At 65.7% G+C, this 22,022-nt stretch carries 24 protein-coding genes; 2 read left to right on the top strand and 22 right to left on the bottom strand.

All coding sequences use genetic code 11. The features are described from left to right. Positions 1 to 157: 157 nt before the first annotated feature. The gene (locus tag V8J38_RS07580; protein ID WP_291774565.1) at positions 158 to 529 is read left to right on the top strand and encodes a hypothetical protein; all 372 of its coding nucleotides are present in this window, start codon (positions 158 to 160) and stop codon (positions 527 to 529) included. Here the strand turns inward: V8J38_RS07580 and V8J38_RS07575 are convergent. The 4 genes from V8J38_RS07575 to V8J38_RS07560 are packed head-to-tail and all read right to left on the bottom strand — an operon-like array spanning position 526 to position 4,215. Beyond that, positions 526 to 1,269: an ABC transporter ATP-binding protein gene (locus V8J38_RS07575; protein ID WP_291774561.1), complete on the bottom strand. Its 744-nt coding sequence runs from the start codon at positions 1,267 to 1,269 to the stop codon at positions 526 to 528. The two genes, V8J38_RS07580 and V8J38_RS07575, sit on opposite strands and share 4 nt — an antisense overlap. Then, positions 1,262 to 2,575 (bottom strand): lipoprotein-releasing ABC transporter permease subunit, encoded by a 1,314-nt coding sequence (locus tag V8J38_RS07570; protein ID WP_338578514.1) that lies wholly within the window; start codon positions 2,573 to 2,575, stop codon positions 1,262 to 1,264. Before V8J38_RS07570 ends, V8J38_RS07575 begins: the two co-directional genes overlap by 8 nt. Next, on the bottom strand, positions 2,572 to 3,888 hold the full coding sequence (proS, locus tag V8J38_RS07565) for a proline--tRNA ligase (RefSeq protein ID WP_338578513.1): 1,317 nt from the start codon (positions 3,886 to 3,888) through the stop codon (positions 2,572 to 2,574). The genes V8J38_RS07570 and proS overlap by 4 nt, the downstream gene beginning before the upstream one ends. A 60-nt stretch (positions 3,889 to 3,948) precedes the next feature. After that, positions 3,949 to 4,215, bottom strand: coding sequence for a DUF1467 family protein (locus V8J38_RS07560; protein ID WP_291774553.1), 267 nt, complete (start codon positions 4,213 to 4,215; stop codon positions 3,949 to 3,951). 73 nt (positions 4,216 to 4,288) lie between these two features. Between V8J38_RS07560 and V8J38_RS07555 the strand changes: the two genes are divergently transcribed. Continuing rightward, entirely contained in the window at positions 4,289 to 4,642 is a 354-nt protein-coding gene (locus V8J38_RS07555; RefSeq protein WP_291774550.1) for a 5-carboxymethyl-2-hydroxymuconate Delta-isomerase, read from the top strand. A gap of 174 nt (positions 4,643 to 4,816) precedes the next feature. Here V8J38_RS07555 and V8J38_RS07550 read toward each other — a convergent pair whose 3' ends face one another. The 18 genes from V8J38_RS07550 to V8J38_RS07465 all read right to left on the bottom strand — a co-directional run bounded on the left by V8J38_RS07550 (position 4,817) and on the right by V8J38_RS07465 (position 21,966). After that, positions 4,817 to 5,155, bottom strand: a complete 339-nt coding sequence (locus tag V8J38_RS07550) for a DUF3088 family protein (protein ID WP_025977378.1) — start codon at positions 5,153 to 5,155, stop codon at positions 4,817 to 4,819. Next, on the bottom strand, positions 5,155 to 6,831 hold the full coding sequence (locus V8J38_RS07545; RefSeq protein WP_338578512.1) for a ribonuclease J: 1,677 nt from the start codon (positions 6,829 to 6,831) through the stop codon (positions 5,155 to 5,157). Before V8J38_RS07545 ends, V8J38_RS07550 begins: the two co-directional genes overlap by 1 nt. A gap of 6 nt (positions 6,832 to 6,837) precedes the next feature. Then, positions 6,838 to 7,632 carry a type III pantothenate kinase gene (locus V8J38_RS07540; protein ID WP_338578606.1) on the bottom strand — a complete coding sequence of 265 codons (795 nt, stop codon included), beginning with the start codon at positions 7,630 to 7,632 and terminating at the stop codon, positions 6,838 to 6,840. Further along, positions 7,629 to 8,375, bottom strand: a complete 747-nt coding sequence (locus tag V8J38_RS07535; protein WP_338578511.1) for a biotin--[acetyl-CoA-carboxylase] ligase — start codon at positions 8,373 to 8,375, stop codon at positions 7,629 to 7,631. Before V8J38_RS07535 ends, V8J38_RS07540 begins: the two co-directional genes overlap by 4 nt. A gap of 6 nt (positions 8,376 to 8,381) precedes the next feature. Then, positions 8,382 to 9,824, bottom strand: a complete 1,443-nt coding sequence (nuoN, locus tag V8J38_RS07530; protein ID WP_338578510.1) for an NADH-quinone oxidoreductase subunit NuoN — start codon at positions 9,822 to 9,824, stop codon at positions 8,382 to 8,384. Between the two features lie 7 nt (positions 9,825 to 9,831). Then, positions 9,832 to 11,319, bottom strand: a complete 1,488-nt coding sequence (locus tag V8J38_RS07525) for an NADH-quinone oxidoreductase subunit M (protein ID WP_338578509.1) — start codon at positions 11,317 to 11,319, stop codon at positions 9,832 to 9,834. 5 nt (positions 11,320 to 11,324) lie between these two features. After that, positions 11,325 to 13,403: an NADH-quinone oxidoreductase subunit L gene (gene nuoL, locus V8J38_RS07520; protein ID WP_422388338.1), complete on the bottom strand. Its 2,079-nt coding sequence runs from the start codon at positions 13,401 to 13,403 to the stop codon at positions 11,325 to 11,327. 14 nt (positions 13,404 to 13,417) lie between these two features. Beyond that, a complete protein-coding gene (nuoK, locus tag V8J38_RS07515; protein WP_291774531.1) occupies positions 13,418 to 13,726 on the bottom strand; it encodes an NADH-quinone oxidoreductase subunit NuoK in 309 nt (102 codons plus the stop codon). After that, positions 13,726 to 14,352, bottom strand: coding sequence for an NADH-quinone oxidoreductase subunit J (locus V8J38_RS07510; RefSeq protein WP_291774529.1), 627 nt, complete (start codon positions 14,350 to 14,352; stop codon positions 13,726 to 13,728). Before V8J38_RS07510 ends, nuoK begins: the two co-directional genes overlap by 1 nt. A 114-nt stretch (positions 14,353 to 14,466) precedes the next feature. After that, a complete protein-coding gene (gene nuoI, locus V8J38_RS07505; RefSeq protein WP_040345161.1) occupies positions 14,467 to 14,958 on the bottom strand; it encodes an NADH-quinone oxidoreductase subunit NuoI in 492 nt (163 codons plus the stop codon). Then, positions 14,958 to 15,173 (bottom strand): hypothetical protein, encoded by a 216-nt coding sequence (locus V8J38_RS07500; protein WP_338578508.1) that lies wholly within the window; start codon positions 15,171 to 15,173, stop codon positions 14,958 to 14,960. The genes nuoI and V8J38_RS07500 overlap by 1 nt, the downstream gene beginning before the upstream one ends. Next, a complete protein-coding gene (locus tag V8J38_RS07495; RefSeq protein WP_338578507.1) occupies positions 15,170 to 15,397 on the bottom strand; it encodes a hypothetical protein in 228 nt (75 codons plus the stop codon). Before V8J38_RS07495 ends, V8J38_RS07500 begins: the two co-directional genes overlap by 4 nt. Next, positions 15,397 to 16,473, bottom strand: coding sequence for an NADH-quinone oxidoreductase subunit NuoH (gene nuoH / locus V8J38_RS07490; RefSeq protein WP_338578506.1), 1,077 nt, complete (start codon positions 16,471 to 16,473; stop codon positions 15,397 to 15,399). Before nuoH ends, V8J38_RS07495 begins: the two co-directional genes overlap by 1 nt. A 3-nt stretch (positions 16,474 to 16,476) precedes the next feature. Beyond that, positions 16,477 to 18,522 (bottom strand): NADH-quinone oxidoreductase subunit NuoG, encoded by a 2,046-nt coding sequence (gene nuoG / locus V8J38_RS07485; RefSeq protein ID WP_338578505.1) that lies wholly within the window; start codon positions 18,520 to 18,522, stop codon positions 16,477 to 16,479. Between the two features lie 5 nt (positions 18,523 to 18,527). Then, entirely contained in the window at positions 18,528 to 19,841 is a 1,314-nt protein-coding gene (gene nuoF / locus V8J38_RS07480) for an NADH-quinone oxidoreductase subunit NuoF (protein ID WP_338578504.1), read from the bottom strand. A gap of 6 nt (positions 19,842 to 19,847) precedes the next feature. Further along, positions 19,848 to 20,117 carry a hypothetical protein gene (locus V8J38_RS07475; protein ID WP_338578503.1) on the bottom strand — a complete coding sequence of 90 codons (270 nt, stop codon included), beginning with the start codon at positions 20,115 to 20,117 and terminating at the stop codon, positions 19,848 to 19,850. Further along, the gene (nuoE, locus tag V8J38_RS07470; RefSeq protein WP_291774503.1) at positions 20,117 to 20,791 is read right to left on the bottom strand and encodes an NADH-quinone oxidoreductase subunit NuoE; all 675 of its coding nucleotides are present in this window, start codon (positions 20,789 to 20,791) and stop codon (positions 20,117 to 20,119) included. The genes V8J38_RS07475 and nuoE overlap by 1 nt, the downstream gene beginning before the upstream one ends. Beyond that, a complete protein-coding gene (locus V8J38_RS07465; protein ID WP_291776096.1) occupies positions 20,788 to 21,966 on the bottom strand; it encodes an NADH-quinone oxidoreductase subunit D in 1,179 nt (392 codons plus the stop codon). The genes nuoE and V8J38_RS07465 overlap by 4 nt, the downstream gene beginning before the upstream one ends. Positions 21,967 to 22,022: the final 56 nt, after the last annotated feature.

Here is a 22,022-nt window from a genome sequence, read left to right as displayed (position 1 = left end):
AGTCCCACGCAATTGATCGCCCAAGACTCATGGGTGAACCATACCCCCGATACGCCGATATCAACCAGGAAGGCCCGCCATGCTGCAAAGCGCCGTTTTCCTGACTCGCGCCCCATCAGGATTCATCGGCAGCACGCGATGGCCGGCGTTGATCGACATGAGACGCGACCAGGCGCGTTCGCTGAGCCTGGCGGGTGCTGCGGCCGCTGTCGATGACGTGATCATCTACGCCGTGGAGGGCTCGGCCGACTCCGTGGACGGCTTCCTGCAACTGCTGGGCGTCAGCCCGTGCGAGACCGAGCCGATCCAGGCGTGGCGTCAGGAGGTCCGCTTTCGCTTCCATCGCGTCCTGGCGCTCTCGCACCCGCCCCTGACGTGCGAGGAAGCCGCAGCCCTGCGTCGGGCGCTTGACGCCGACAATCCGGCCTATGGCGAGATACCGGCCTTGCTGGCGGCCGCCGCTCTGCGCTGGTCGATGCTGGCCTATCGCACGCCGTTGCAGGCGACGACGCGGCTCATCGCTTCCTAGTAGGCGTGGCTTTCGGCCGCGCGCTGCTCCAGGTGGCCGTCCTTCAGGGCGAAGACGCGGTCCATGTGGCCCGCCAGCTCCATGTTGTGCGTGGCGATCAGGGCGGCGACGCCCGTGGTCTTGGCCAGTTCACGCAAGGCCTCGAACACCGCCTGACTGGTGGCGGGGTCCAGATTGCCGGTCGGCTCATCGGCCAGCAGCAGGCGGGGGCTGTTGGCCAGGGCGCGGGCGATGGCGACGCGCTGCTGCTCGCCGCCCGACAATTGCGCGGGCTGGTGCGTGACGCGCTGCCCCAGGCCGAGCGCCGTCAGCTGCGCGGTGGCGCGACGCCGCGCCTCGCCTTCCCGCACGCCCGCGATCCGCATCGGCAGAGCCACATTATCCAGAGCATCAAACTCCGGCAGCAAGTGATGGAATTGATAGACGAAGCCGATGCGATGCAGACGCAGACGCGTACGCGACCGCTCATCAAGCCCGCCGACATCCTCGCCGTCGATCAGCACCTGGCCGCTGGTCGGGCGCTCCAGCAGACCCGCCGCGTGCAGCAGGCTGGACTTGCCCGAGCCGGACGGTCCGATCAGGCCGACGACCTCGCCCGGCATGACCTCCAGATCGACGCCCTTCAACACCGTCAGCCCGCCCTGGGCCGTCGGATAGGTCCGCGTCACCCCGCGCAACGACAGGATGGCGCCGTTCGTCTCGGCGGCGACGGCGGGCTTCTTCTTCAGCAGCCTATTCAAAACGCAGGGCCTCCACCGGATCGATGCGCGACGCGTTCCACGACGGCGGCAGGCTGGCCAGGCAACTCATGAAGAAGGAGAAGACGGCGACCCAGGTCACGTCCCACGGATCGACCTTGGCCGGAACGGAGTCCAGCATATAGACGTCGGCGTTGAACAGCTGGACGCCCAGCAGGCCTTCGAGGAAATGCTGGATCGCGCCGATATTCCAGCAGAACAGCAGCCCCAGCACCAGGCCCGCGATCGTGCCGCCGATGCCGATGGCCGCGCCCGACATGAAGAAGATGCGCAGGATGGACGACTGGCTGGCGCCCACGGTGCGCAGGATGGCGATGTCGCGCGTCTTGTTCTTCACCAGCATGACGATGCCGCTGATGATGTTCATGGCGGCGATGGCGACCACCATGCCGAGGATGATGCTCATGGCCACGCGCTCGACCTTCAGCGCGCCCCAGATGGCGGCCTGACGGTTGCGCCAGTCGGTGACGACGCTGCCCGGCCCGGCCGCGCGCTGAACCGGCGTCAGCAGGTTCTCGACCAGGTCGGGTTCCGCCACCTTCATCTCGATGACGTCCCAGACGCCGTCCTTGCCGAAGAACAGTTGCGCCTGCTCCAGCGGCATGAAGATGAAGGCGCGATCATAGTCCGCCGCCCCCGAGGTGTAGATTCCGCCGACGATATAGGTCTTCTCCAACCCGCCCAGATTGCCGAAAGCGCTGTCGGCTCCGGTCGGGGAGTAGATGGAGATGGGATCGCCCTCGCGCAGTCCCATCTGCTCGGCCAGGCTCTTGCCGATCAGGACTTGGTCGCCGCCGTATTCGCCCTTGCCGAAGCTTTCGCGCGCCTCGGAGCTGAGGCTGTCATAGACGAACTTGGTTGAGGCCAGGTCCTGCGGACGCACGCCGCGCACGATGCCGCCGGTGGCCGCCCCGCCCGCGCGGAACATGGCGGGGTTCTCGATCAGAGGTGTCACCGCCACCACGCCCGGCACATCGGCGATCCGCTTCAGCGCCGCGTCGCGATCAGGCGCATAGAGCACCGGTCCCTGAACATACATATGGCCGTTGAACGACAGGATCCGGTCCATCAGCGTGCCGCGAAACCCCGCCATGATGCTCATCACGCTGATCAGCACGGCGACGGCCAGCATGATGCCGATGAAGCTGATCATCGCGATCAGCGCCACCCCGCCCTGCTTGCGCTTGGCGCGCAGGTAGCGGAGCGCCAGCCCGATCTCCCAGCTGGAGAACGGGCCGGAGGCCTTCGAGGCAGGCGGCGGAGCGGAAGCCGTCGCGGCGTCGGTCATTTCGTGAGCAGCTCCAGGGCGGCGTCCAGCGACAGGCTCTGCTTCTCGCCGGTGGCGCGGCGCTTCAGTTCGACCACGCCGTCGGCCAGGCCCTTAGGCCCAATGGTCAGTTGCCACGGCACGCCGATCAGGTCGGCGGTGGCGAACTTGCCGCCCGGACGTTCGTCGGTGTCGTCGTAGAGGACGTCCTTGCCCAGGGCTTCCAGCCGGGCCACGGCGTCTTCACAGGCGGCCGAGACGGCCTCGTCGCTGGCGCGCAGATTGATCACCACCACGTCGAACGGGGCGACCGAGTCCGGCCAGATGATGCCGCCTGCGTCATGGCTGGCCTCGATGATGGCGCCCAGCAGGCGCGACACGCCGACGCCGTAGCTGCCCATGTGGACCTCGGTGTCCTGACCGTCCGGCCCGGCCACCTTGGCCTTCATCGGAACCGAGTATTTGGTGCCGAAGTAGAAGATGTGGCCGACCTCGATGCCGCGCGCCGACAGACGGTCGCCTTCGGCCGTCTGGGCCTCGAACTGGGCCGCATCGTGCATTTCCTCGGTCGCGGCGTAGAGGGCCGTGCGTTCGTTGAACACGCCCTCCAGTTGCTCGACGCTGAGGTTGTGGCCCGGCGCGGCCATCTCGACCAGCTTGCGATCGCAGAAGACCTCGCTCTCGCCAGTCTCGGCCAGGACGATGAACTCGTGGCTCAGGTCGCCGCCGATGGGGCCGGTGTCGGCGCGCATCGGCACCGCCTTCAGGCCCAGCCGGGCGAAGGTGTTCAGATAGGCGGCGAACATCCGCTTGTAGGCGATGCGGGCCGAGGCCTCGTCCAGATCGAAGGAATAGGCGTCCTTCATCAGGAACTCGCGGCCGCGCATGACGCCGAAGCGCGGACGGCGCTCGTCGCGGAACTTCCACTGGATGTGGAAGAGGTTCAGCGGCAGGGCCTTGTAGCTCTTCACATAGGCCCGGAAGATATCCGTGACCATTTCCTCATTGGTCGGTCCGTAGAGCAACTCGCGCTCATGACGGTCGGTGATGCGCAGCATCTCCGGGCCATAGGCGTCGTAGCGGCCGCTTTCGCGCCACAGGTCGGCCAATTGCAGCGTCGGCATCAACAGCTCGACGGCGCCGGCCTTCACCTGCTCGTCGCGGACGATGCCTTCGATCTTGCGCAGTACCCGCAGGCCCAGCGGCAGCCAGGCGTAGATGCCGGCGGCCTCCTGTTTGATCATGCCCGCGCGCAGCATCAGCTGATGCGACACGATCTGGGCGTCGGAGGGGGCTTCTTTCAGGATCGGCAGGAAGTAGCGCGACAGGCGCATGGGAGGATTCTCGGCAAATTCAGTCAGGCCCGAGGTTTAACCGGGCGAAGGGGGCGAAAGCTAGAGCGCGTTGGCGTGGGTGATGTCGGGCACCGGGGTCCAGCCGATCCAGACGACGGCGACGATGACGAGCCAGACGATGATCGACACCCAGGTCGTGGTGATGAATTTCTTCTTGAGGTTCGGATTCTTCGGCGCGCCCCACTGGGTCCCGTCCGTCGGCGGATCCTTGATCTGATCAGACATCCCCAGCGGCAGAATCGCGAACAACACGATCCACCACACCGTCAGAAAGGTGGCGACCAGGGTGAAGGGGCCAAGGGGCATCGTCTCTAAAGTCCGTTCATCGCAATCATCGTCACGGCGCGATAAGAGAGGCTCCGCAACAAGGACGCCCTGAATGCCACAGATTACGCTGGAACACTCCACCCATTTCGACGCGACCGACTGGCGCGCCCTGGCGCTGGAGATTCATCGCCTCTGTGTCGACACGGTCGGCGCGACGACCCAGGCCTGCAAGACGCGCATCGTGCGCTGCGAAAACCTGATCATCGCCGACGGCGATCCGGTCCAGGCCATGGTCCACTGCGATCTGCGCATCCTCAGCGGCCGCACCCAGGAACAGAAGACAGCCCTGGGCGAAGCCGTCCAGGCCGCGCTGCTGGCCGGAGTCGCGCCTTATGAAGGCCCACGCCAGATCTCGGTCGAGATCGGAAACCTGGACCGCGACAACTATCGCAAGGTGACGCTCTAACACCCTCTCCCGATGGGAGAGGGCTTGAGCCTCCAAGAGCGGAGCGATTGGAACAGGCGAAAGGGTGAGGGTTCCGCAATCAGACGTTCAGGCGACGGCTTTCGCCGACATCGGCCGGGAACCCTCATCCGGTCCTTCGGACCACCTTCTCCCATCGGGAGAAGGATTCATTGCTTACGGATGCGGCCGCCCGATGCCGTAGCGCGCGGCCCAGTAGGGCAGGATGTCGTCATCCTGCAGGAAGCGCGCGCCCGTTTCCTCGCTGACCTGAGCATCGGGCCAGTCGAACTCGCCGTCCAGGACCAGAAGGGGGCAGCTCTGGTTCGCCTCCCCCACCTCGGCGATCACGGCCGGGCGCGGACGCGGGTGATCCAGATAGGTCACGGTCAGGTGCTCGCGCAGGCGCGGATACAGGCCCAACACGCCTTCGATCCGCGCGCCCGGCGGACAGAACCACGGCCCGCCCTGATCGTCGAACCAGTCTGGGTTCAATAGATACAGACGATCCGCCATCAGAGCCTCAGCACCACGGTTTCGACGATCGGACGACGGTCCCAGATCTGCTGGCTGGCCTTCTTCAGGGTCCGGCTGACGGCCTGTTCGATGACCATCTCGTCTTCCAGCGCCTCGCCCTTCAGGCCGCGCACCGTGTTCTCGACGCGCTCGGCCATGTCATCCAGCACATCGCCCAGCGGACGGTCCGCGTCGCCGGGCAGGCCGATGCCCCGCACGTCGATGTCGCTGGCGATCCGCCCGCGCTTGTCCAGGGCGAAGCTGACGATCAGGATGCCGTTGCTGGCGGCGTGCTTGCGCTCACGCAGAGCCTCCCCGCCTTCCTCGACCAACATGCCGCCGTCGACGAACAGACGGCCCGAGGGCACTTCGTCGATGATGGCGGCGGGTCCGGGGGCCAGGCGCACCATGTCGCCGTTGCGCGGCGTCACCGTCTCCGGCACCTGCATGTCCTTGGCCAGATTGCCGTGCTCGATCAGGTGACGGCGCATGCCATGGGTCGGCACGGCGATCTGCGGCCGGGCCCACTGATACATCTGACGCAGTTCGTCACGGCACGGGTGGCCCGAGACGTGGATGCCGGGGTGATCCTTCTCAGTGTAGATACGGATTCCGCGCTCAGCCATCTTGTCCTGCAGGCGGCCGATGGACAGTTCGTTGCCCGGGATGACGCGCGACGAGAAGATGCAGTGATCCCCCTGCCCCAGCTTGACGAAGGGATGCGTCCCTTCGGCCACGCGCGACAGAGCCGCTCGCGCCTCGCCCTGGCTGCCGGTGCACAGATACAGGATCTCGTCCGCCGGCCAGATCTTGGCCTCCTGTTCGGACAGGAAGGGCTTGATGTCGTTCAACATGCCGACCGACTTGGCGGCGGCGGTGATGCGGTGCATCGAGCGACCGGCCAGCGCTACGCGGCGACCGGCGGCCTCGGCGGCGCGGATCACGCTGTCCATGCGCGCGACGTTGGAGGCGAAGCAGCCGACGGCGACCCGGCCCTTGAGGCCCTGGATCAGCTCGGCCAGCTTGACCTTCACCTCGCCCTCGGACCCGGCGACCCCGTCGACGAAGACGTTGGTGGAGTCGCACACCATAGCCAGGACGCCCTCGTCGCCCAGATTCTGGATGAAGTCGACGTCGGTGCGCTCGCCCACGACCGGATCGTTGTCGATCTTCCAGTCGCCGGTGTGCAGCACCGTGCCCAGAGGCGTCTTGATGGCCAGGCCGTTCGGCTCGGCGATCGAGTGGGTGATGGTGACATAGGTCACCTCGAACGGGCCCAGATCCACCGTCGAACCCAGCGGCGCCTCGATCAGTTCGACATCTTCATAGATGCCGGCGTCGCGCAGCTTCTCGCGGATCAGGAAGGCGGTGAAGGGCGTGGCGTACAGCGGCGCCTGAATGCGCGGCCACAGCCAGCCCAGGGCGCCGATATGGTCCTCGTGCGCGTGCGTCAGCACGATGCCCAGGATGTTCTCGCCTTCCAGGAAGGTCGGATCCGGCACGATGACGTCCACGCCCGGCGTGGACTGGTCGCCGAAGGTCACGCCCACGTCGACGATGATCCATTTGCGATCATGCGCCGGGCCGAAGCCATAGGCGTTCAGGTTCATACCGACCTCGTTCGAACCGCCCAGCGGCAGGAAGACGAGTTCGTCGTTTTGATTTTTCTTAGTCATACGGCCTTACAGATGGGAGTTCCGCCGCCAGATTTCGAGTAGGCCGCGGATGGTCAGGTCCGGATCAAACCGGTCGATAGAGTCGGTAGCGCCCTCGAACAGGGAGGCGACGCCGCCGGTGCCGATGACCGTCATGGGCTTGCCCCACTCGGCCTTGATACGGTCCACCAGCCCTTCGATCAGAGCGATATAGCCCCAGAAGACGCCCGATTGCATGGAGGTGACGGTGTCGCGCCCGATGACGGTCTCGGGGCGCTGAATGGCGATGCGCGGCAGCTTGGCCGCAGCCTCGTGCAGGGCCTGAAGCGACAGATTGATGCCCGGCGCGATCAGTCCGCCTTCAAAGGCGCCCCCGCCCTTGCCGTTGGCACCCGAGACGACGTCAAAAGTGGTCGCCGTGCCGCTGTCGATCAGCAGCAGGTCGCCCTCATAGGCCTGAAGCGCGCCGATGGCGTTGACCAGGCGGTCGGCCCCGGCCTCGCTGGGTTTGTGGATGCGCACCTCAATGCCCAGCTCGACGTTCTCGCCGATCACCAGGGGTTCGACGGTCAGATAGCGTCGCGCCAGGTTGCGCAGGTTGAAAATCGACTGCGGCACCACGCTGGAGATGATGCAGCCGTCCATGTCGGCCATGGTCAGGCCATGACCGCGCATCTCGAACAGCTGGTGCAGCCAGACGGCGTATTCATCGGCCGTGCGCATGGGATCGGTGGCGGTGCGCCACTGGAAGATCCACTCCTCGCCGTCGTGGACGGCGAAAAGCGTGTTCGTATTGCCTTGCTCGATCGCCAGCAGCATCAGGCGGTCTCTCCGAAGAAGACGTCGCCGGCGGAGATGACTCGCAGGCCTCCGTCCGGCAGTTTCAGACGCAGGGCGCCGTCGGCCTCGACGCCGTCGGCGATCCCGCTCAGGGTTTCATGGCTCAGCCGCGCCGTGCACGGCCCGAACAGGCCCGGCGTCCGCGCGACCCAGGCGTCCAGCACCGGCTGAAAGCCCAGACGCGTCCAGCGTTCCAGCCAGGCGTCAAAGGTTTCCGCCAGCGCCTTCGCCCCCTCCTCCATCGACGGAGCGGCAGGCACGTCGTGACGCAGGTGCTCGGCGATGCAGGTAGTGGGACGCTCGGTCCCTTCGGGCGCATGGGACAGGTTCACGCCGACGCCGACGGCCAGCCACAGGCCGCCGGACGGCGAAGGACCAGACTCGATCAGGATGCCCGACGACTTGCGCCCATCCAGCAGGACGTCATTGGGCCATTTGATGCTGACCAGCGCGGGCGGGACATAGCGATCCAGCAGATCGGCCACCGCCAGGGCGGCGGCGAAGGTCAGCTGCGCCGCCTCGGCCGGAGAGCGGTTCAGCGTCAGCAGCAGGGTCGTGGCCAGATTGCCGTCCCGGCTGTCCCAGGCGCGGCCGCGACGGCCTCGCCCGGCGGTCTGACGCCGAGCCGCGATCCACAGCGGCCCGGCCTCGCCCGCCTCGGCGCGACGGCGGGCCTCGGCGTTGGTGGAGTCGGTCTCTTCGAGGATCAGGACCGGAGCCGCCAAGGCCCCTTATCCGATTCCGACGCCTGCCGCCGCCGCGCGCGTCAGCGGCTCCAGCCAGACGAGAGCCAGAAGCACCACGGGGAAGCTGAAGGCCGCAGCCGCCCAGCCGATCCACTGGGCGCCGGCCGGCGCCTTGTCGGTCGTCACGTCGAATTCCGGCGTGTCGAACCACATCACCTTGATGATGCGCAGATAGTAGAAGCCCGCCACGACCGAGGCTACCAGCCCCGCCGCGCCCGCCATCCAGTATCCGGCGTCAGCGGCCGCGCCGAAGACATAGACCTTGCCCCAGAAGCCCGACATCGGCGGAATGCCGATGGCCGACAGCGACAGGATCGTCAGGGCCACGGCCGTCAGCGGGCGGTCCTTCTTGAGACCGGCCAGATCGGCGATCTTGCGGATCGGACGACCGTTGCGGCTCAGCGACAGCAGGATGGCGAAGAAGCCGATCTGGTCCACGACATACAGGGTCATGAACATCAGGGTCGCCTGAACGCCGACCTGCGTGCCCGCCGCGACACCGAGCAGGGCGTAGCCGATGTTGATGATGGACGAATAGGCCAGCAGGCGCTGGATGTCCTTCTGCATCAGGCCGCCGAAAGCCCCGACGGCGAAGCTGATCAGCGAGATCAGGATCACCACCTGGGCCCACTGGGCATGGGCCAGGCCGAAGCCTTCGACCAGCACGCGGATGATCAGCACCATGGCCGCCACCTTGGGCGCGGTCGAGAACAGGGCCACGACCGGCGTCGGGGCGCCTTCATAGACGTCCGGCGTCCACATGTGGAACGGCGCGGCCGAAACCTTGAACGCCAAGCCGCAGATCAGGAACACCAGGCCGAAGATCAGGCCCGGACCGGGGTTGGCGGTGGCGAAGGCGGCGATGTCCTCGAACCGCATAGAACCGGCGAAACCGTAGATCAGGCTGGCGCCGTACAGCAGCAGACCCGACGACAGGGCGCCCAGAACGAAATACTTCAGACCGGCTTCCGAGGCCTTTAGGTCGTCGCGGCGATAGGCGGCCAGGACGTAGAGGGCCAAGGAATGCATCTCGATGCCGATGTAGAGCGAGATCAGGTCGCCCGACGACGCCATCATGCCCATGCCGACCGAGGCCAGCACGATCAGGATCGGATATTCGAACTTGGCGATGTTGTTGCGATGCATCCAGCCGTCGCCCAGCACCACGGCCACAGCGGCGGACAGGAAGATCACCGCCTTGCCGTAGACGGCCAGCGGATCGGCCACATAGGCCCCGTTGAAGGCCGCGCCCAGCGGGCCGACGGCGGCCAGAGCCGTCGCCGCCAGCAGCAGCAGCACCGACAGGCCCGAAACCAGGCGCGTCGACTTCTCCCCGGCGAAGGCGCCGAGCATGAGCAGCACCAGGCCGCCGACCGCAAGGGTCAGTTCCGGGGCCGAGAGATGAAGGGCGGAAGACAGATCAGTCATTATGCTCTCACCCGCCGATGGCTGCGCGATAGGCGGTCGTCAGGGCCTCAACGCTTGGCCCGGTGTAATCCAGAACGGCGTTGGGATAGAGGCCCAGCCAGATGGTGCCGACGATCAGGGGCACGAAGATCAGCAGCTCGCGCTTGTCGATGTCGGTGATGCTTTCCAGCGCCGGATTGGTGATCGGGCCGTACATGACGTTGCGGAACAGCGTCAGCGCATAGACCGCCGAGAAGATCACGCCCGAGGCGGCGATCAGGGCCGTCCAGGTCGAGACCTGATAGGCGCCCGTCATCGTCAGCACTTCGCCGATGAAGCCCGAGGTGCCCGGCAGGCCGACGTTCGCCATGGTGAACATCAGGAAGATGGCCGCATACCAGGGCATCCTCGCCGTCAGGCCGCCATAGAGGGCGATCTCGCGGGTGTGCATCCGGTCGTAGACCACGCCGACGCAGAGGAAGAGCGCGCCCGAGATCAGGCCGTGGCTCAGCATCTGGAAGACGGCGCCCTGAACCCCGGTGTCGTTGCCGGCGAAGATGCCCATGGTCACGAAGCCCATGTGAGCGACCGACGAGTAGGCGATCAGCTTCTTCATGTCCGTCTGACGGAAGGCGACCAGCGAGGTGTAGACCACTGCGATCACCGACAGGGCGAACACCAGCGGCGTGAACATCTGCGACGCCAGCGGGAACATCGGAATGTTGAACAGGATGAAGCCGTAGCCGCCGAGCTTCAGCAGGATGCCGGCCAGAATGACCGAACCCGCCGTCGGCGCCTGAACGTGGGCGTCGGGCAGCCAGGTGTGCACCGGCCACATCGGCATCTTCACCGCGAAGGAGGCGAAGAAGGCCAGCCACAGGATCGGCTGCACCGAGGCGTCGAAGGCGTACTGCTTCAGCTCCGGAATGCTGGTGGTGCCCGTCGTGTGCGCCATCCACAGCATGGCCAGCAGCATCAGGACGGAGCCCAGCAGGGTGTAGAGGAAGAACTTGTAGGCCGCGTAGATGCGGTTGGCGCCGCCCCAGATGCCGATGATCAGATACATCGGCACCAGGGTGCCTTCGAAGAAGATATAGAAGAGGAACAGGTCCAGCGAGGTGAACACCCCGATGACCAGAGTCTCCAGGATCAGGAAGGCGATCATGTATTCGACGACGCGCGTCTCGATCGCCTTCCAGCTGGCCACCACGCAGATCGGCAGCAGGAAGGCCGTCAGCAGGACGAACAGGATGGAGATCCCGTCCACGCCCAGGTGATAGCTGGCCCCCGCAAACCAGGCGTAGTTCTCGACGAACTGATAGGCTGGGTTCGACGGATCGAACTGCGCGACCAGCAGGACGGACACCGCCAGCACCACCAGGGTGGTGACCAGGGCGATCCAGCGAGCGGCCGAGGCCGCGGCGTCCTGCCCGCCCTTGTTCAGCAGGCGCGCGACCAGGATCGCGGCCGCGCCGAGAAGCGGCAGGAAGGTGACGATGCTCAGAATGTGAGGCACGAGGCTCAGGCTCCCCACGTGAAGATGGCGAAGGCAAGGAACGCAGCCACGCCGATCAGCATCACGAATGCATAGAAGTAGACGAAACCGGACTGGAACCGGGACAGCCAGCCGCCCGACTTCAGCGAAGCCCAGGCCGCGCCGTTCGGGCCAAGGCCGTCGATGATCTTCACGTCGCCGATCTTCCAGAAGAAGTCGCCGATCGCCTTGGCGCCCTTCACAAAGACGGCGTCATACAGCTCATCGAAGAACCACTTGTTGTAGAGGAAAGTCCACAGCGGGCCCTTGCGGTCGGCCATCTGCTTGGCCGCGCCTTCCTTCACGACATACAGCCAGTAGGCGATGGCCGTGCCCAGCAGCGTCACGATCAGCGGCGCCCACTTCACCCAGGTCGGGACGTTGTGGCTTTCGTGCAGGACGTGGTTCTCAGCCCCGACGAAGATGGCGCCGCGCCAGAACTCGGCTTCATGGTGGCCGATGAAGTGCGGAGCAAAGACGATACCCGCAGCAACCGCGCCAACCGACAGCGCCAGCAGCGGCAGCACCATGACCAACGGGCTCTCGTGCGGCTTCAGCGGACCGTGGTGATGGTCGTCGTGCGCATGATCGTCGCCGTCCAGCGGTTCGGAATGCGTTTCGATCTGAGCATGCGACGCGTGGTCGTCGGCCGCATGGGCGTGCGCGCCCTCCTCTTCCTTCCAGACGGGCTTGTTGTGGAAGGTCATGAACACCAGACGCCAGGAATAATAGGCCGTCAGCAGAGCCGCCGAGATGCCGATGACAAAAGCGAACATGCCCGCAGCCGAATGGCCTGTCGTCGCCGCCGCATAGGCGCTCTCGAGGATGGAGTCCTTGGAGTAGAAGCCCGCGAAGCCGCCAATGCCCGGAATACCGAGACCCGTGATGGCGATGGTGCCGATCATCATGGTCCCGTAGGTCCAAGGCAGAAGCTTCCACAGGCCGCCCATCTTCCGCATGTCCTGCTCGTGGTGCATGCCGTGGATCACCGAACCGGCGCCCAGGAACAGCAGGGCCTTGAAGAAGGCGTGCGTGAACAGGTGGAACATGGCGGGCTGATAGGCGCCGACGCCCGCCGCGAAGAACATGTAGCCCAGCTGCGAACAGGTCGAATAGGCGATCACCCGCTTGATGTCGTTCTGCATCATGCCGACGGTCGCGGCGAAGATGGCCGTGATCCCGCCGATGATGGCGATGAACTGCGACGCCACGGGCGCGTGCTCATACAGCGGCGACAGCAGGCAGACCATGAAGACGCCGGCCGTGACCATGGTGGCCGCGTGGATCAGGGCCGACACCGGGGTCGGGCCTTCCATCGCGTCCGGCAGCCAGGTGTGCAGGAAGAACTGCGCCGACTTGCCCATGGCGCCGACGAACAGCAGCAGACCAGCCAGGTCCAGCGCCGACCAAGTGTAGCCCAGGAATTCCCAGCCCGCGCCGACCTTGCCGGCGATCATCGGGAACAGCTTGGCGAACTCGATCGTGCCGAACATCCAGAAGACGGTCATCATGCCGAGCAGGAAGCCGAAGTCGCCGACGCGGTTGACCACGAAGGCCTTGATCGCCGCCGAAGAGGCCGAGGCCTTCTTGTACCAGAAGCCGATCAGCAGATAGGACGCCAGGCCCACGCCTTCCCAGCCGAAGAACATCTGCACGAAGTCGGCGGCCGTCACCAGCGCCAGCATCATGAAGGTGAACAGCGACAGATAGGCGAAGAAGCGGGGACGGCTGTCGTCCTCCTTCATGTAGCCCCAGGAATAGAGGTGAACCAGCGACGACACGCTGGTCACGACGATCAGCATGACCGCCGACATGGCGTCGACGCGGATCGACCAGTTCGACTGGAAGTCGCCGACATGGATGAACGGCGCGATGTGGACGGTGAAGGCTTCCAGCCCGCCCCAGGTCCACTGGCTGAACACGATCCACGAGACCGCGCACGAGAAGAACAGCAGGCCGGTTGTCACGGCCTGGGACGGAATGTCCCCGATCCGGCGACCGAAGAAGCCGGCGATCATGGCCCCCAGCAGGGGGGCGAAGACGCCGAGAGTGACGAGAGTCTGGATAGTCACGGTTCCGATCAGCCCTTCATCACGGAGGCGTCGTCGACCGCGATGTCGCCGCGGTTACGGAAGAAGGTCACGAGAATGGCCAGGCCGACAGCGGCCTCGGCCGCGGCGACCGTCAGGACGAACATGGCCATCAGCTGACCCGACACGTCGTTCAGGTGCGTGGAGAAGGCCACGAAGTTGATGTTCACCGCGAGCAGGATCATCTCGACCGACATCAGGATGATGATGACGTTCTTGCGGTTCACGAAGATGCCGAAGACGCCGATGGTGAACAGCATGGCGGCGACCGCCAGATAATGGTGGAGCGAGATATCCATCACAGAAGCTCCTCGGGGGTGACGCCCTGGCCCGTGGTCACGGACTTGATCTCGACAGCCTTGGCGCGTTCGCGGTTGGCTTGCGCCGCCAGATCCTGACGATGCACGCCCGGACGGTGACGCAGGGTCAGGACGATGGCCCCGATCATGGCGATCAGCAGAACCACGCCCGCCGCCTGGAAGAAGTAGACGTAGTCCGTGTAGAGCACGCGGCCGATCGTCTCGATGTTGGTGACGTCAGGCCCGGCCGGCACCGGCGAGGCGGCGTCGCGGGCGGCTCCGCCCTGCACCACGCTGATCGACACCATGATCATCTCGGCCAGCAGCACGCCCGCCACGACGCCCGCCAGCGGCAGGTAGCGCGCGTAACCCTCGCGCAGCTTCACGAAGTCGACGTCCAGCATCATGACCACGAACAGGAACAGCACCGCCACGGCGCCGACGTAGACGACGACCAGAAGCATCGCCAGAAACTCGGCGCTCAGCAGCACGAACAGTCCGGCCGCCGAGAAGAAAGTCAGGATCAACCAGAGAACGGAGTGCACGGGATTGCGCGCGGTCACCACCAGCAGGGCGGAAACCACGGCGACCGTCGCCAGAAGATAGAAGGCCAGGCCTTGCAACATGTGCGGGACGACGCCCCTCTTCAAAACCAATGGCCCGGACGGAAATCCCGGACCCTTCCAGAAATCAGCCCCGGCCCGAAGGTCAGGGTCAGCGCGGCGGAATCGTCGCTCCGTTTAGCGATACGGAGCGTCGAGTTCCAGATTCTTCGCGATCAGACGCTCCCAGCGGTCGCCGTTGTCCAGCAGGCGCGCCTTGTCATAGAGCAGTTCTTCGCGTGTCTCGGTGGCGAACTCGCTGTTCGGTCCCTCGACGATGGCGTCCACCGGGCAGGCCTCCTGGCACAGGCCGCAGTAGATGCATTTGACCATGTCGATGTCGTAGCGCGTCGTGCGGCGGCTGCCGTCGGCGCGCGGTTCGGCCTCGATGGTGATGGCCTGTGCGGGGCAGATGGCCTCGCACAGCTTGCAGGCGATGCAGCGTTCTTCGCCGTTCGGATAGCGGCGCAGCGCGTGTTCGCCACGGAAGCGCGGCGACTGCGGGTTGCGCTCGAACGGATAGTTCACCGTCGCCTTCGGCTTCATCATGTACTTCATCGACAGGCCGACGGCGCCGAACACGTCGGTCAGCATCGCGCCCTTGGCCGCCTGAACGATACGGGTCAGCATTACGATTTCACTCCGGCGCACGCGCGTTCATAGCGGGCGCTTTCCTTGTCGAGGGTCTGGCAAAGGCGCTGGCGTTCCGCCTCGCGCCGTTCAACTTCCTGCACCTTGCGCTCCCACTGATAGACCGAGACGGGCTCGGCCTCATAGGGCGCGCAGGCCGACGCCAGCATGGGCGCGGTCAGGGCGATCATTAGGGCTGCGGCTTTCATCTTCATCCGCCGATCCGGCGTTCGCAGCCGTCCCTGTCGAAACGCGGGTCGTCCCGCGACAGACGTTGGCAATAGGCGCGCTTGTCCGCCTCCTCTCCCCGCTCCCGGTCCAGGCGTTCGAGACGCGCGGACGCGGTCTCGGGCGCAGCCGGATCCATCGGCGTGAAGGTGCAGGCCGACAGGCCGGCGGCGAGCGCCAGCGCGATCAGGACTGTGGCGCGAACGCCCATCACGCCCCCACCGCAAACACGTGCCACGCCGACACGAAGACCACGGCGATCAGCGAAGCCGGCAGGAAGATCTTCCAGCCCAGGCGCATCAGCTGGTCATAGCGGTAGCGAGGCACAAAGGCCTTCACCAAGGCGATCATGAAGAACCAGAAGACCACCTTCACGGCGAAGACCGCCAAGTAGAACAGGTTGGCCACGAAGGCCGGGACGCTGTTCAGGAAGTCGGTCGGGAAGCCCGGATTCCACCCGCCGCAGAACAGCAGGGTGATCATGGCGCACATGAAGACGATGTTGGCGTACTCGCCGATCATGAACAGCAGGTAGGGGGTCGAGGAATATTCGACCTGATAACCGGCCACCAGCTCCGACTCCGCTTCGGGCAGGTCGAACGGCGGGCGGTTCGTCTCGGCCAGGGCCGAGATGAAGAAGACGATGGTCATCGGCAGCATGACGAGGATCGTCGGCCAAGTCCCTGCCCCGCCGCCGAAGGCGTTCCACTCCCAGATCCAGCCCTGTTGCTGGGTCACGATCTCGGTCAGGTTCATCGTCCCGGCCAGCAGGATGACGTTGATGATGATGAGGCCCATCGAGACCTCGTACGACACCATCTGCGCCGCCGAACGCAGCGAGCCCAGGAACGGATACTTCGAGTTCGAAGCCCAGCCGCCCATGATGATGCCGTACACGCCCAGCGAGCTGATCGCGAGGATGTACAGGATGCCGACGTTCAGGTCCGACACCACCCAGCCCGGCGCGAACGGGATCACCGCCCAGGCGATGAAGGCCAGCACGAAGCTGATCAGCGGGGCCAGGATGAAGACCACCTTGTCCGACCCCGCCGGGATGACGATCTCCTTCAGCACGAATTTGAAGAAGTCGGCGAAGGACTGCAGCAGGCCGAAGGGGCCGACCACGTTCGGACCCTTGCGGAGCTGAACGCCCGCCCAGATCTTGCGGTCGGCCAGCAGCAGGAAGGCCAGGGAGATCAGGATGCCGACCACGACCAGCAGGATCCCGCCCAGAGTGGCGAGGGTCCAGCCGACGGGAGTGGCCCAGAAGGAAGTCGCAGCGTCCATGTCTTACTCCGCCGCCAGGGCGACCGGCGCCGTCCGCTCAGCGGACAGTTGGGCCATGGTTTCACTGGCGCGCGCGATCGGGTTGGTCAGGTAGGGATCGGCGATGACGGAGACGAAGGCGACGTCGCCCAGGTCTCCCTTGGCGCCCAGCTTGGCGACGTCGAACGTCGCGGCCGGGGCCAGATAGTCGATGCGGCCGAAGGTCGGATGGTCGCCCATCAGCTTCGTGCGCAACTGGTCGAGGGTGTCGAACGGCAGCTTGCAGCCGACGCGTTCCGACAGGGCTCGGATGATGGCCCAGTCGTCCTTGGCCTCGCCCTTCGGGAAGACCACGCGTTCGGCCATCTGCACCCGGCCCTCGGTGTTGACGTAGAGGCCCGACTTCTCGGTGTAGGCCGCGCCCGGCAGGATCACGTCCGCGCCGTGCGCGCCGCGATCGCCGTGCGAACCCAGATAGACGCGGAAGGCGCCCGATGCGTCCGCGTTCACCTCATCGGCGCCCAGCAAGAACAGCACGTCCAGCGCGCCCGGCTTCAGCATGGCGGCCACGTCCAGACCGCCCTCGCCCGGCAGGAAGCCCATGTCCAGGCCGCCGACACGCGCGGCGGCGGTGTGCAGGACGTTGAAGCCGTTCCAGCCGTCCTTGACCACGCCGACCTTCTTGGCCAGCGCGCCCAGGGCGTTCAGCACGGCCGGGCCGGTCTCGCCGGTCAGGGCGCCCGCGCCGACGATGATGGCGGGCCGTTCGGCCTTGGTCAGGAAGTCGACAGCGGCCTTGGGCAGCTTGCCGACGGTCTTCGAACCGGCGCCGAGGTAGTTGTAGTCATAGGTCAGGTCGGCCTGCGGGCCGATGACGCCGACTTCGACGCCGCCCTTCAGCCAGGTCTTGCGGATGCGCGCGTTCAGCAGCGGCGCTTCTGTACGCGGATTGGCGCCGACGATCAGAATGGCGTCAGCGTTTTCAATGCCTTGCAGGCCGGAGTTAAACAGCCAGCCTTCACGAACCTCGCCGCCCAGCGCGGCACCATCCTGACGGCAGTCGGTGTTGGCCGAACCCAGCGCGCGGAACAGGTCCAGCGTCGCCTTCATCGACTCGGCGTCCTGCAGGTCGCCGGCGATGGCGCCGATGCGGTCAGCCGAGGCGGCCTTGATCTTGTCGGCGACGACCGACAGAGCCTCGTCCCACGAAGCCGGACGCAGCTTGCCGTTCTCACGCACCCAAGGACGGTCCAGACGACGCGCCTGCAGGCCGTCGACGGCATAGCGGCTCTTGTCCGACAGCCACTCCTCGTTGATGCCCTCGTTCACGCGCGGCAGCACGCGCATGACCTCGGCGCCGCGCGAGTCGGCGCGGATGTTGGAGCCGAGCGCATCCATCACGTCGATGGTCTCGGTCTTCTTCAGCTCCCACGGGCGGTAGTGATACTGCCACGGGCGGTGCGTCAGTGCGCCCACCGGGCACAGGTCGTTGACGTTGCCCGACAGCTCGCTGTCGATGTTCTTTTCCAGATAGGTCGTGATCTCGGCGCTTTCGCCACGCGAGATCATGCCGATGTCCGGGACGCCGGCCACTTCGGTGATGAAGCGAACGCAACGCGTGCACTGGATGCAGCGCGTCATGAACGTCTTGACCGTCGGGCCCATGTTCTTTTCTTCGACTGCGCGCTTGTTCTCGCCGTAGCGAGACCCGTCGCGGCCGTAGCCCACGGCCTGATCCTGAAGGTCGCATTCGCCGCCCTGGTCGCAGATCGGGCAATCCAGCGGGTGGTTGATGAGCAGGAACTCCATCACCCCTTCGCGGGCCTTCTTCACCATCGGCGTGTCGGTGAAGATTTCCTGGCCGTCGGCGGCCGGAAGCGCGCACGAAGCCTGAGGCTTCGGCGGTCCAGGCTTCACCTCGACCAGGCACATGCGGCAGTTGCCGGCGATGGACAGGCGCTCGTGGTAGCAGAACCGCGGGATTTCCTGCCCGGCGCGCTCGGCGACCTGCAGCACGGTCATGCCCGGTTCGAACTCGACTTCAACGCCGTTGACCTTGGCGATAGGCATTACGATTACTCCGCCGCGATCGCGTGGCCGGCGAAGTTCGCGCGGCGGCTGCGGTAGGTGTGGATGCGCTCTTCGATCTCGTGACGGAAGTGCCGGATCAGGCCCTGAACGGGCCAGGCGGCGGCGTCGCCGAGGGCGCAGATGGTGTGGCCTTCGACCTGGCCGGCCACGTCGAGCAGCAGGTCGATCTCGGACGGATCGGCGTCGCCGATCGCCATGCGTTCCAGCACGCGCCACATCCAGCCGGTGCCTTCGCGGCACGGCGTGCACTGGCCGCAGCTCTCGTGCTTGAAGAAGTAGCTGATGCGGGCGATCGCCTTCACGATGTCGGTGGACTGGTCCATGACCGTCACGCCGGCGGTGCCCAGCGACGAACGATGCTCGCGCATGGAGTCGAAGTCCATCAGGGCGACTTCGGCCTGTTCGCGCGTGATGACGGGGCACGACGCGCCGCCCGGAATGATGGCTTTCAGGTTTTCCCAGCCGCCGCGCACGCCGCCGCCGTGATCCTCGATCAACTGGCGCAGCGGGATCGACATGGCCTCTTCGACCACGCAGGGCGTGTTCACGTGGCCCGACAGGGACATCAGCTTGGTGCCGGTGTTGTTCGGACGACCGAAGCTGGCGAACCAGTCCGCGCCACGACGCAGGATGGTGCCGACGACGGCGATCGATTCCACGTTGTTCACGGTCGTGGGGCAGCCATAGAGGCCGGCGCCTGCCGGGAACGGCGGCTTCAGGCGCGGTTGGCCCTTCTTGCCTTCCAGCGACTCCAGCAGAGCCGTCTCTTCGCCGCAGATATAGGCCCCGGCGCCGTGGTGGATATAGACGTGGAAGTCCCAGCCGTGGACGTTGTCGTCACCGATCAGCCTGGCCTCATAGGCCTGCTTGACGGCGGCTTCCATGCGCTCGCGCTCGAGGATGTATTCGCCGCGCAGGTAGATGTAACAGGCGTGGGCCTTCATCGCGAAGGAGGCGATCAGCGCGCCTTCGATCAGCAGGTGCGGATCATGACGCATGATCTCGCGGTCCTTGCAGGTGGCGGGCTCGGACTCATCGGCGTTGATGACCAGGTAGTGAGGACGATCCTTCACTTCCTTGGGCATGAAGGACCACTTCAGGCCGGTCGAGAAACCGGCGCCGCCGCGTCCGCGCAGGCCCGAGTTCTTGACGTTGTTGATGATCCATTCGCCGCCAAGGTCCAGCATGTCCTTGGTGGCGTTCCACGCGCCGCGCTTCTTCGCACCCTCAAGGCCCCAGTCATGGAAGCCGTAGAGGTTGGTGAAGATCCGATCCTTGTCTTGGAGGATGCCGACCATGATCCCTTAAAGTCCTTCCGCCATGCGGCGCTTGTGGTGGCGGGTGCGCTGGAAGACGGCGTAGATCACCAGCACCCATCCGATGGCCAACAGGCCATAGGCCGCCACCGCGGCGTTTTCAGTCAGGCCGAAACGGCCCTCGCGCGCGAACAAAACCAGAGCGGCCGCGACCACGATACAGGCCAGGCCCGCCCAACGCTGGCGCCAGCCCACGCGACGCAGCTCGGCCCGATAGGCCGCCCTGCCCGCTTCCGTTTCGAGGTCCGGCCGCCCCATCAGGCCGGCGCCTTTTCAGCGACAGGCTCCGAGTTCGGCAGCTTCTTGATCTTCTTGGCGGCCGAGCCGTCATACAGCGCCGGGTCCGTCAGAACGCGCGCGCCGCCCTGGGGCTCTGAGGTGTGACGACCGACGTAGCTGCCCGCCTTCGGCGTCTTGCCCGCCGCGAAATCGTCGATGATCTGGGCCATGTTCTCGGGCGTCAGGTCTTCGTAATAGAGATCGTTGATCTGGGCCACCGGCGCGTTCGAGCAGGCGCCGATGCATTCGACTTCCTGCCAGGTGAAGCGGCCGTCGGCCGACAGCTCGTCCTTGGGCCCGATCTTCTCGCGGCACACGCGCATCAGCTCGTTGGAGCCGCGCAGCATGCACTGCGTGGTGCCGCAGACCTGGATCAGCGCAGCCGTACCGACCGGCGTCAGCTGGAACATGGTGTAGAAGGTCGCGACCTCCAGCACCCGGATATAGGCCATGCCCAGCAGGTCGCCGATGGCGCGCAGCGACGGCTCGGACACCCAGCCCTCCTGCTTCTGGACCAGCCACAGGACCGGGATCACCGCCGACTGGCGACGCGATTCCGGGTACTTCTTGATCCACCACTGAGCCTTTTCCATCGTCTCCTTCGAAAACTCGAAAGAGGCCGGTTGCTCCTTGGCCAGACGACGAACGCTCATCGGTCCACTTCTCCGAACACCATGTCGAGCGAGCCGAGGATGGCGGACACGTCCGCCAGCATGTGGCCGCGGTTCATCCAGTCCATCGCCTGCAGGTGACGGAAGCCGGGCGCCGACAGCTTGACGCGGTAGGGTTTGTTGGTGCCGTCCGACACCAGGTAGACGCCGAACTCGCCCTTCGGCGCCTCGACGGCCGCATAGACCTCACCTTCCGGGGTGCGGAAGCCTTCGGTGTAGAGTTTGAAGTGGTGGATCAGCGCTTCCATCGAACGCTTCATCTCACCGCGACGCGGCGGGGCGATCTTGTTGTCTTCGGTCAGGACCGGCTCGCCGGGGCAGTTGCGCAGCTTGTGGATGCACTGCTCCATGATGCGGATCGACTGGCGCATCTCCTCGACGCGGCACAGATAGCGATCCCAGCAGTCGCCGTTCTTGCCGACGGCGATGTCGAACTCGAGGTCCGCGTAGCAGTCGTACGGCTGAGCCTTGCGCAGGTCCCAGGCGATGTCCGAGCCGCGCAGCATGACGCCCGAGAAGCCCCACGCGAGCGCGTTCTCCTTGGACACCACGCCGATGTCGACGTTGCGCTGCTTGAAGATGCGGTTCTCGGTGACCAGGCTTTCGATGTCGTCCAGCTTGGCCGGGAACTCGGCGCACCAGCGGCCGATGTCGTCGATCAGCTCGGGCGTCAGGTCCTGGTGAACGCCGCCCGGACGGAAGTAGTTGGCGTGCAGACGCGCGCCGCAGGCCCGCTCGTAGAAGACCATCAGCTTCTCGCGCTCTTCATGGCCCCACAGCGGCGGGGTCAGAGCGCCCACGTCCATGGCCTGCATGGTCGTGTTCAGAAGGTGGTTCAGGATGCGGCCGATTTCCGAATAGAGCACCCGGATCAGCTGGCCGCGATACGGCACGTCGATCTCCAGCAGGCGCTCGATCGCCAGACAGAAGGCGTGCTCCTGGTTCATCGGCGAGACGTAGTCCAGCCGATCCAGATAGGGGATGTTCTGGAGGTAGGTGCGCGCCTCCATCAGCTTCTCGGTGCCGCGATGCAGCAGGCCGATGTGCGGATCGACGCGCGTGACCAGTTCGCCGTCCAGCTCCAGCACCAGGCGCAGCACGCCGTGCGCGGCCGGGTGTTGCGGGCCGAAGTTGATGGTGAACTTGCGGTCGTCCATCGCCCGCGCGTGCGGCGTCAGGCCGTCTTCATAGTCCTCGAACGGGTCGATCGCCG

The sequence above is a fragment of the Brevundimonas olei genome (assembly GCF_037055245.1).
Taxonomy (GTDB): domain Bacteria; phylum Pseudomonadota; class Alphaproteobacteria; order Caulobacterales; family Caulobacteraceae; genus Brevundimonas; species Brevundimonas olei.
This window is presented reverse-complemented; position numbering and strand designations above follow the sequence as displayed.

Bases quoted from the DNA above. Each gene is read 5' to 3' on its own strand.
- nuoG (WP_338578505.1), bottom strand. From the start codon at position 18,522: ATGCCTATCGCCAAGGTCAACGGCGTTGAAGTCGAGTTCGAACCGGGC.
- nuoK (WP_291774531.1), bottom strand. From the start codon at position 13,726: ATGGATATCTCGCTCCACCATTATCTGGCGGTCGCCGCCATGCTGTTC.
- proS (WP_338578513.1), bottom strand. From the start codon at position 3,888: ATGCGCCTGTCGCGCTACTTCCTGCCGATCCTGAAAGAAGCCCCCTCC.
- V8J38_RS07510 (WP_291774529.1), bottom strand. From the start codon at position 14,352: ATGTTGCAAGGCCTGGCCTTCTATCTTCTGGCGACGGTCGCCGTGGTT.
- V8J38_RS07560 (WP_291774553.1), bottom strand. From the start codon at position 4,215: ATGCCCCTTGGCCCCTTCACCCTGGTCGCCACCTTTCTGACGGTGTGG.
- V8J38_RS07545 (WP_338578512.1), bottom strand. From the start codon at position 6,831: ATGACTAAGAAAAATCAAAACGACGAACTCGTCTTCCTGCCGCTGGGC.
- V8J38_RS07550 (WP_025977378.1), bottom strand. From the start codon at position 5,155: ATGGCGGATCGTCTGTATCTATTGAACCCAGACTGGTTCGACGATCAG.
- nuoF (WP_338578504.1), bottom strand. From the start codon at position 19,841: ATGGTCGGCATCCTCCAAGACAAGGATCGGATCTTCACCAACCTCTAC.
- V8J38_RS07500 (WP_338578508.1), bottom strand. From the start codon at position 15,173: ATGAAGATGAAAGCCGCAGCCCTAATGATCGCCCTGACCGCGCCCATG.
- nuoI (WP_040345161.1), bottom strand. From the start codon at position 14,958: ATGCTGACCCGTATCGTTCAGGCGGCCAAGGGCGCGATGCTGACCGAC.
- V8J38_RS07465 (WP_291776096.1), bottom strand. From the start codon at position 21,966: ATGGACGACCGCAAGTTCACCATCAACTTCGGCCCGCAACACCCGGCC.
- V8J38_RS07570 (WP_338578514.1), bottom strand. From the start codon at position 2,575: ATGACCGACGCCGCGACGGCTTCCGCTCCGCCGCCTGCCTCGAAGGCC.
- nuoE (WP_291774503.1), bottom strand. From the start codon at position 20,791: ATGAGCGTTCGTCGTCTGGCCAAGGAGCAACCGGCCTCTTTCGAGTTT.
- nuoN (WP_338578510.1), bottom strand. From the start codon at position 9,824: ATGACTGATCTGTCTTCCGCCCTTCATCTCTCGGCCCCGGAACTGACC.
- nuoH (WP_338578506.1), bottom strand. From the start codon at position 16,473: ATGGACGCTGCGACTTCCTTCTGGGCCACTCCCGTCGGCTGGACCCTC.
- V8J38_RS07495 (WP_338578507.1), bottom strand. From the start codon at position 15,397: ATGGGCGTTCGCGCCACAGTCCTGATCGCGCTGGCGCTCGCCGCCGGC.
- V8J38_RS07555 (WP_291774550.1), top strand. From the start codon at position 4,289: ATGCCACAGATTACGCTGGAACACTCCACCCATTTCGACGCGACCGAC.
- V8J38_RS07580 (WP_291774565.1), top strand. From the start codon at position 158: ATGAGACGCGACCAGGCGCGTTCGCTGAGCCTGGCGGGTGCTGCGGCC.
- V8J38_RS07475 (WP_338578503.1), bottom strand. From the start codon at position 20,117: ATGGGGCGGCCGGACCTCGAAACGGAAGCGGGCAGGGCGGCCTATCGG.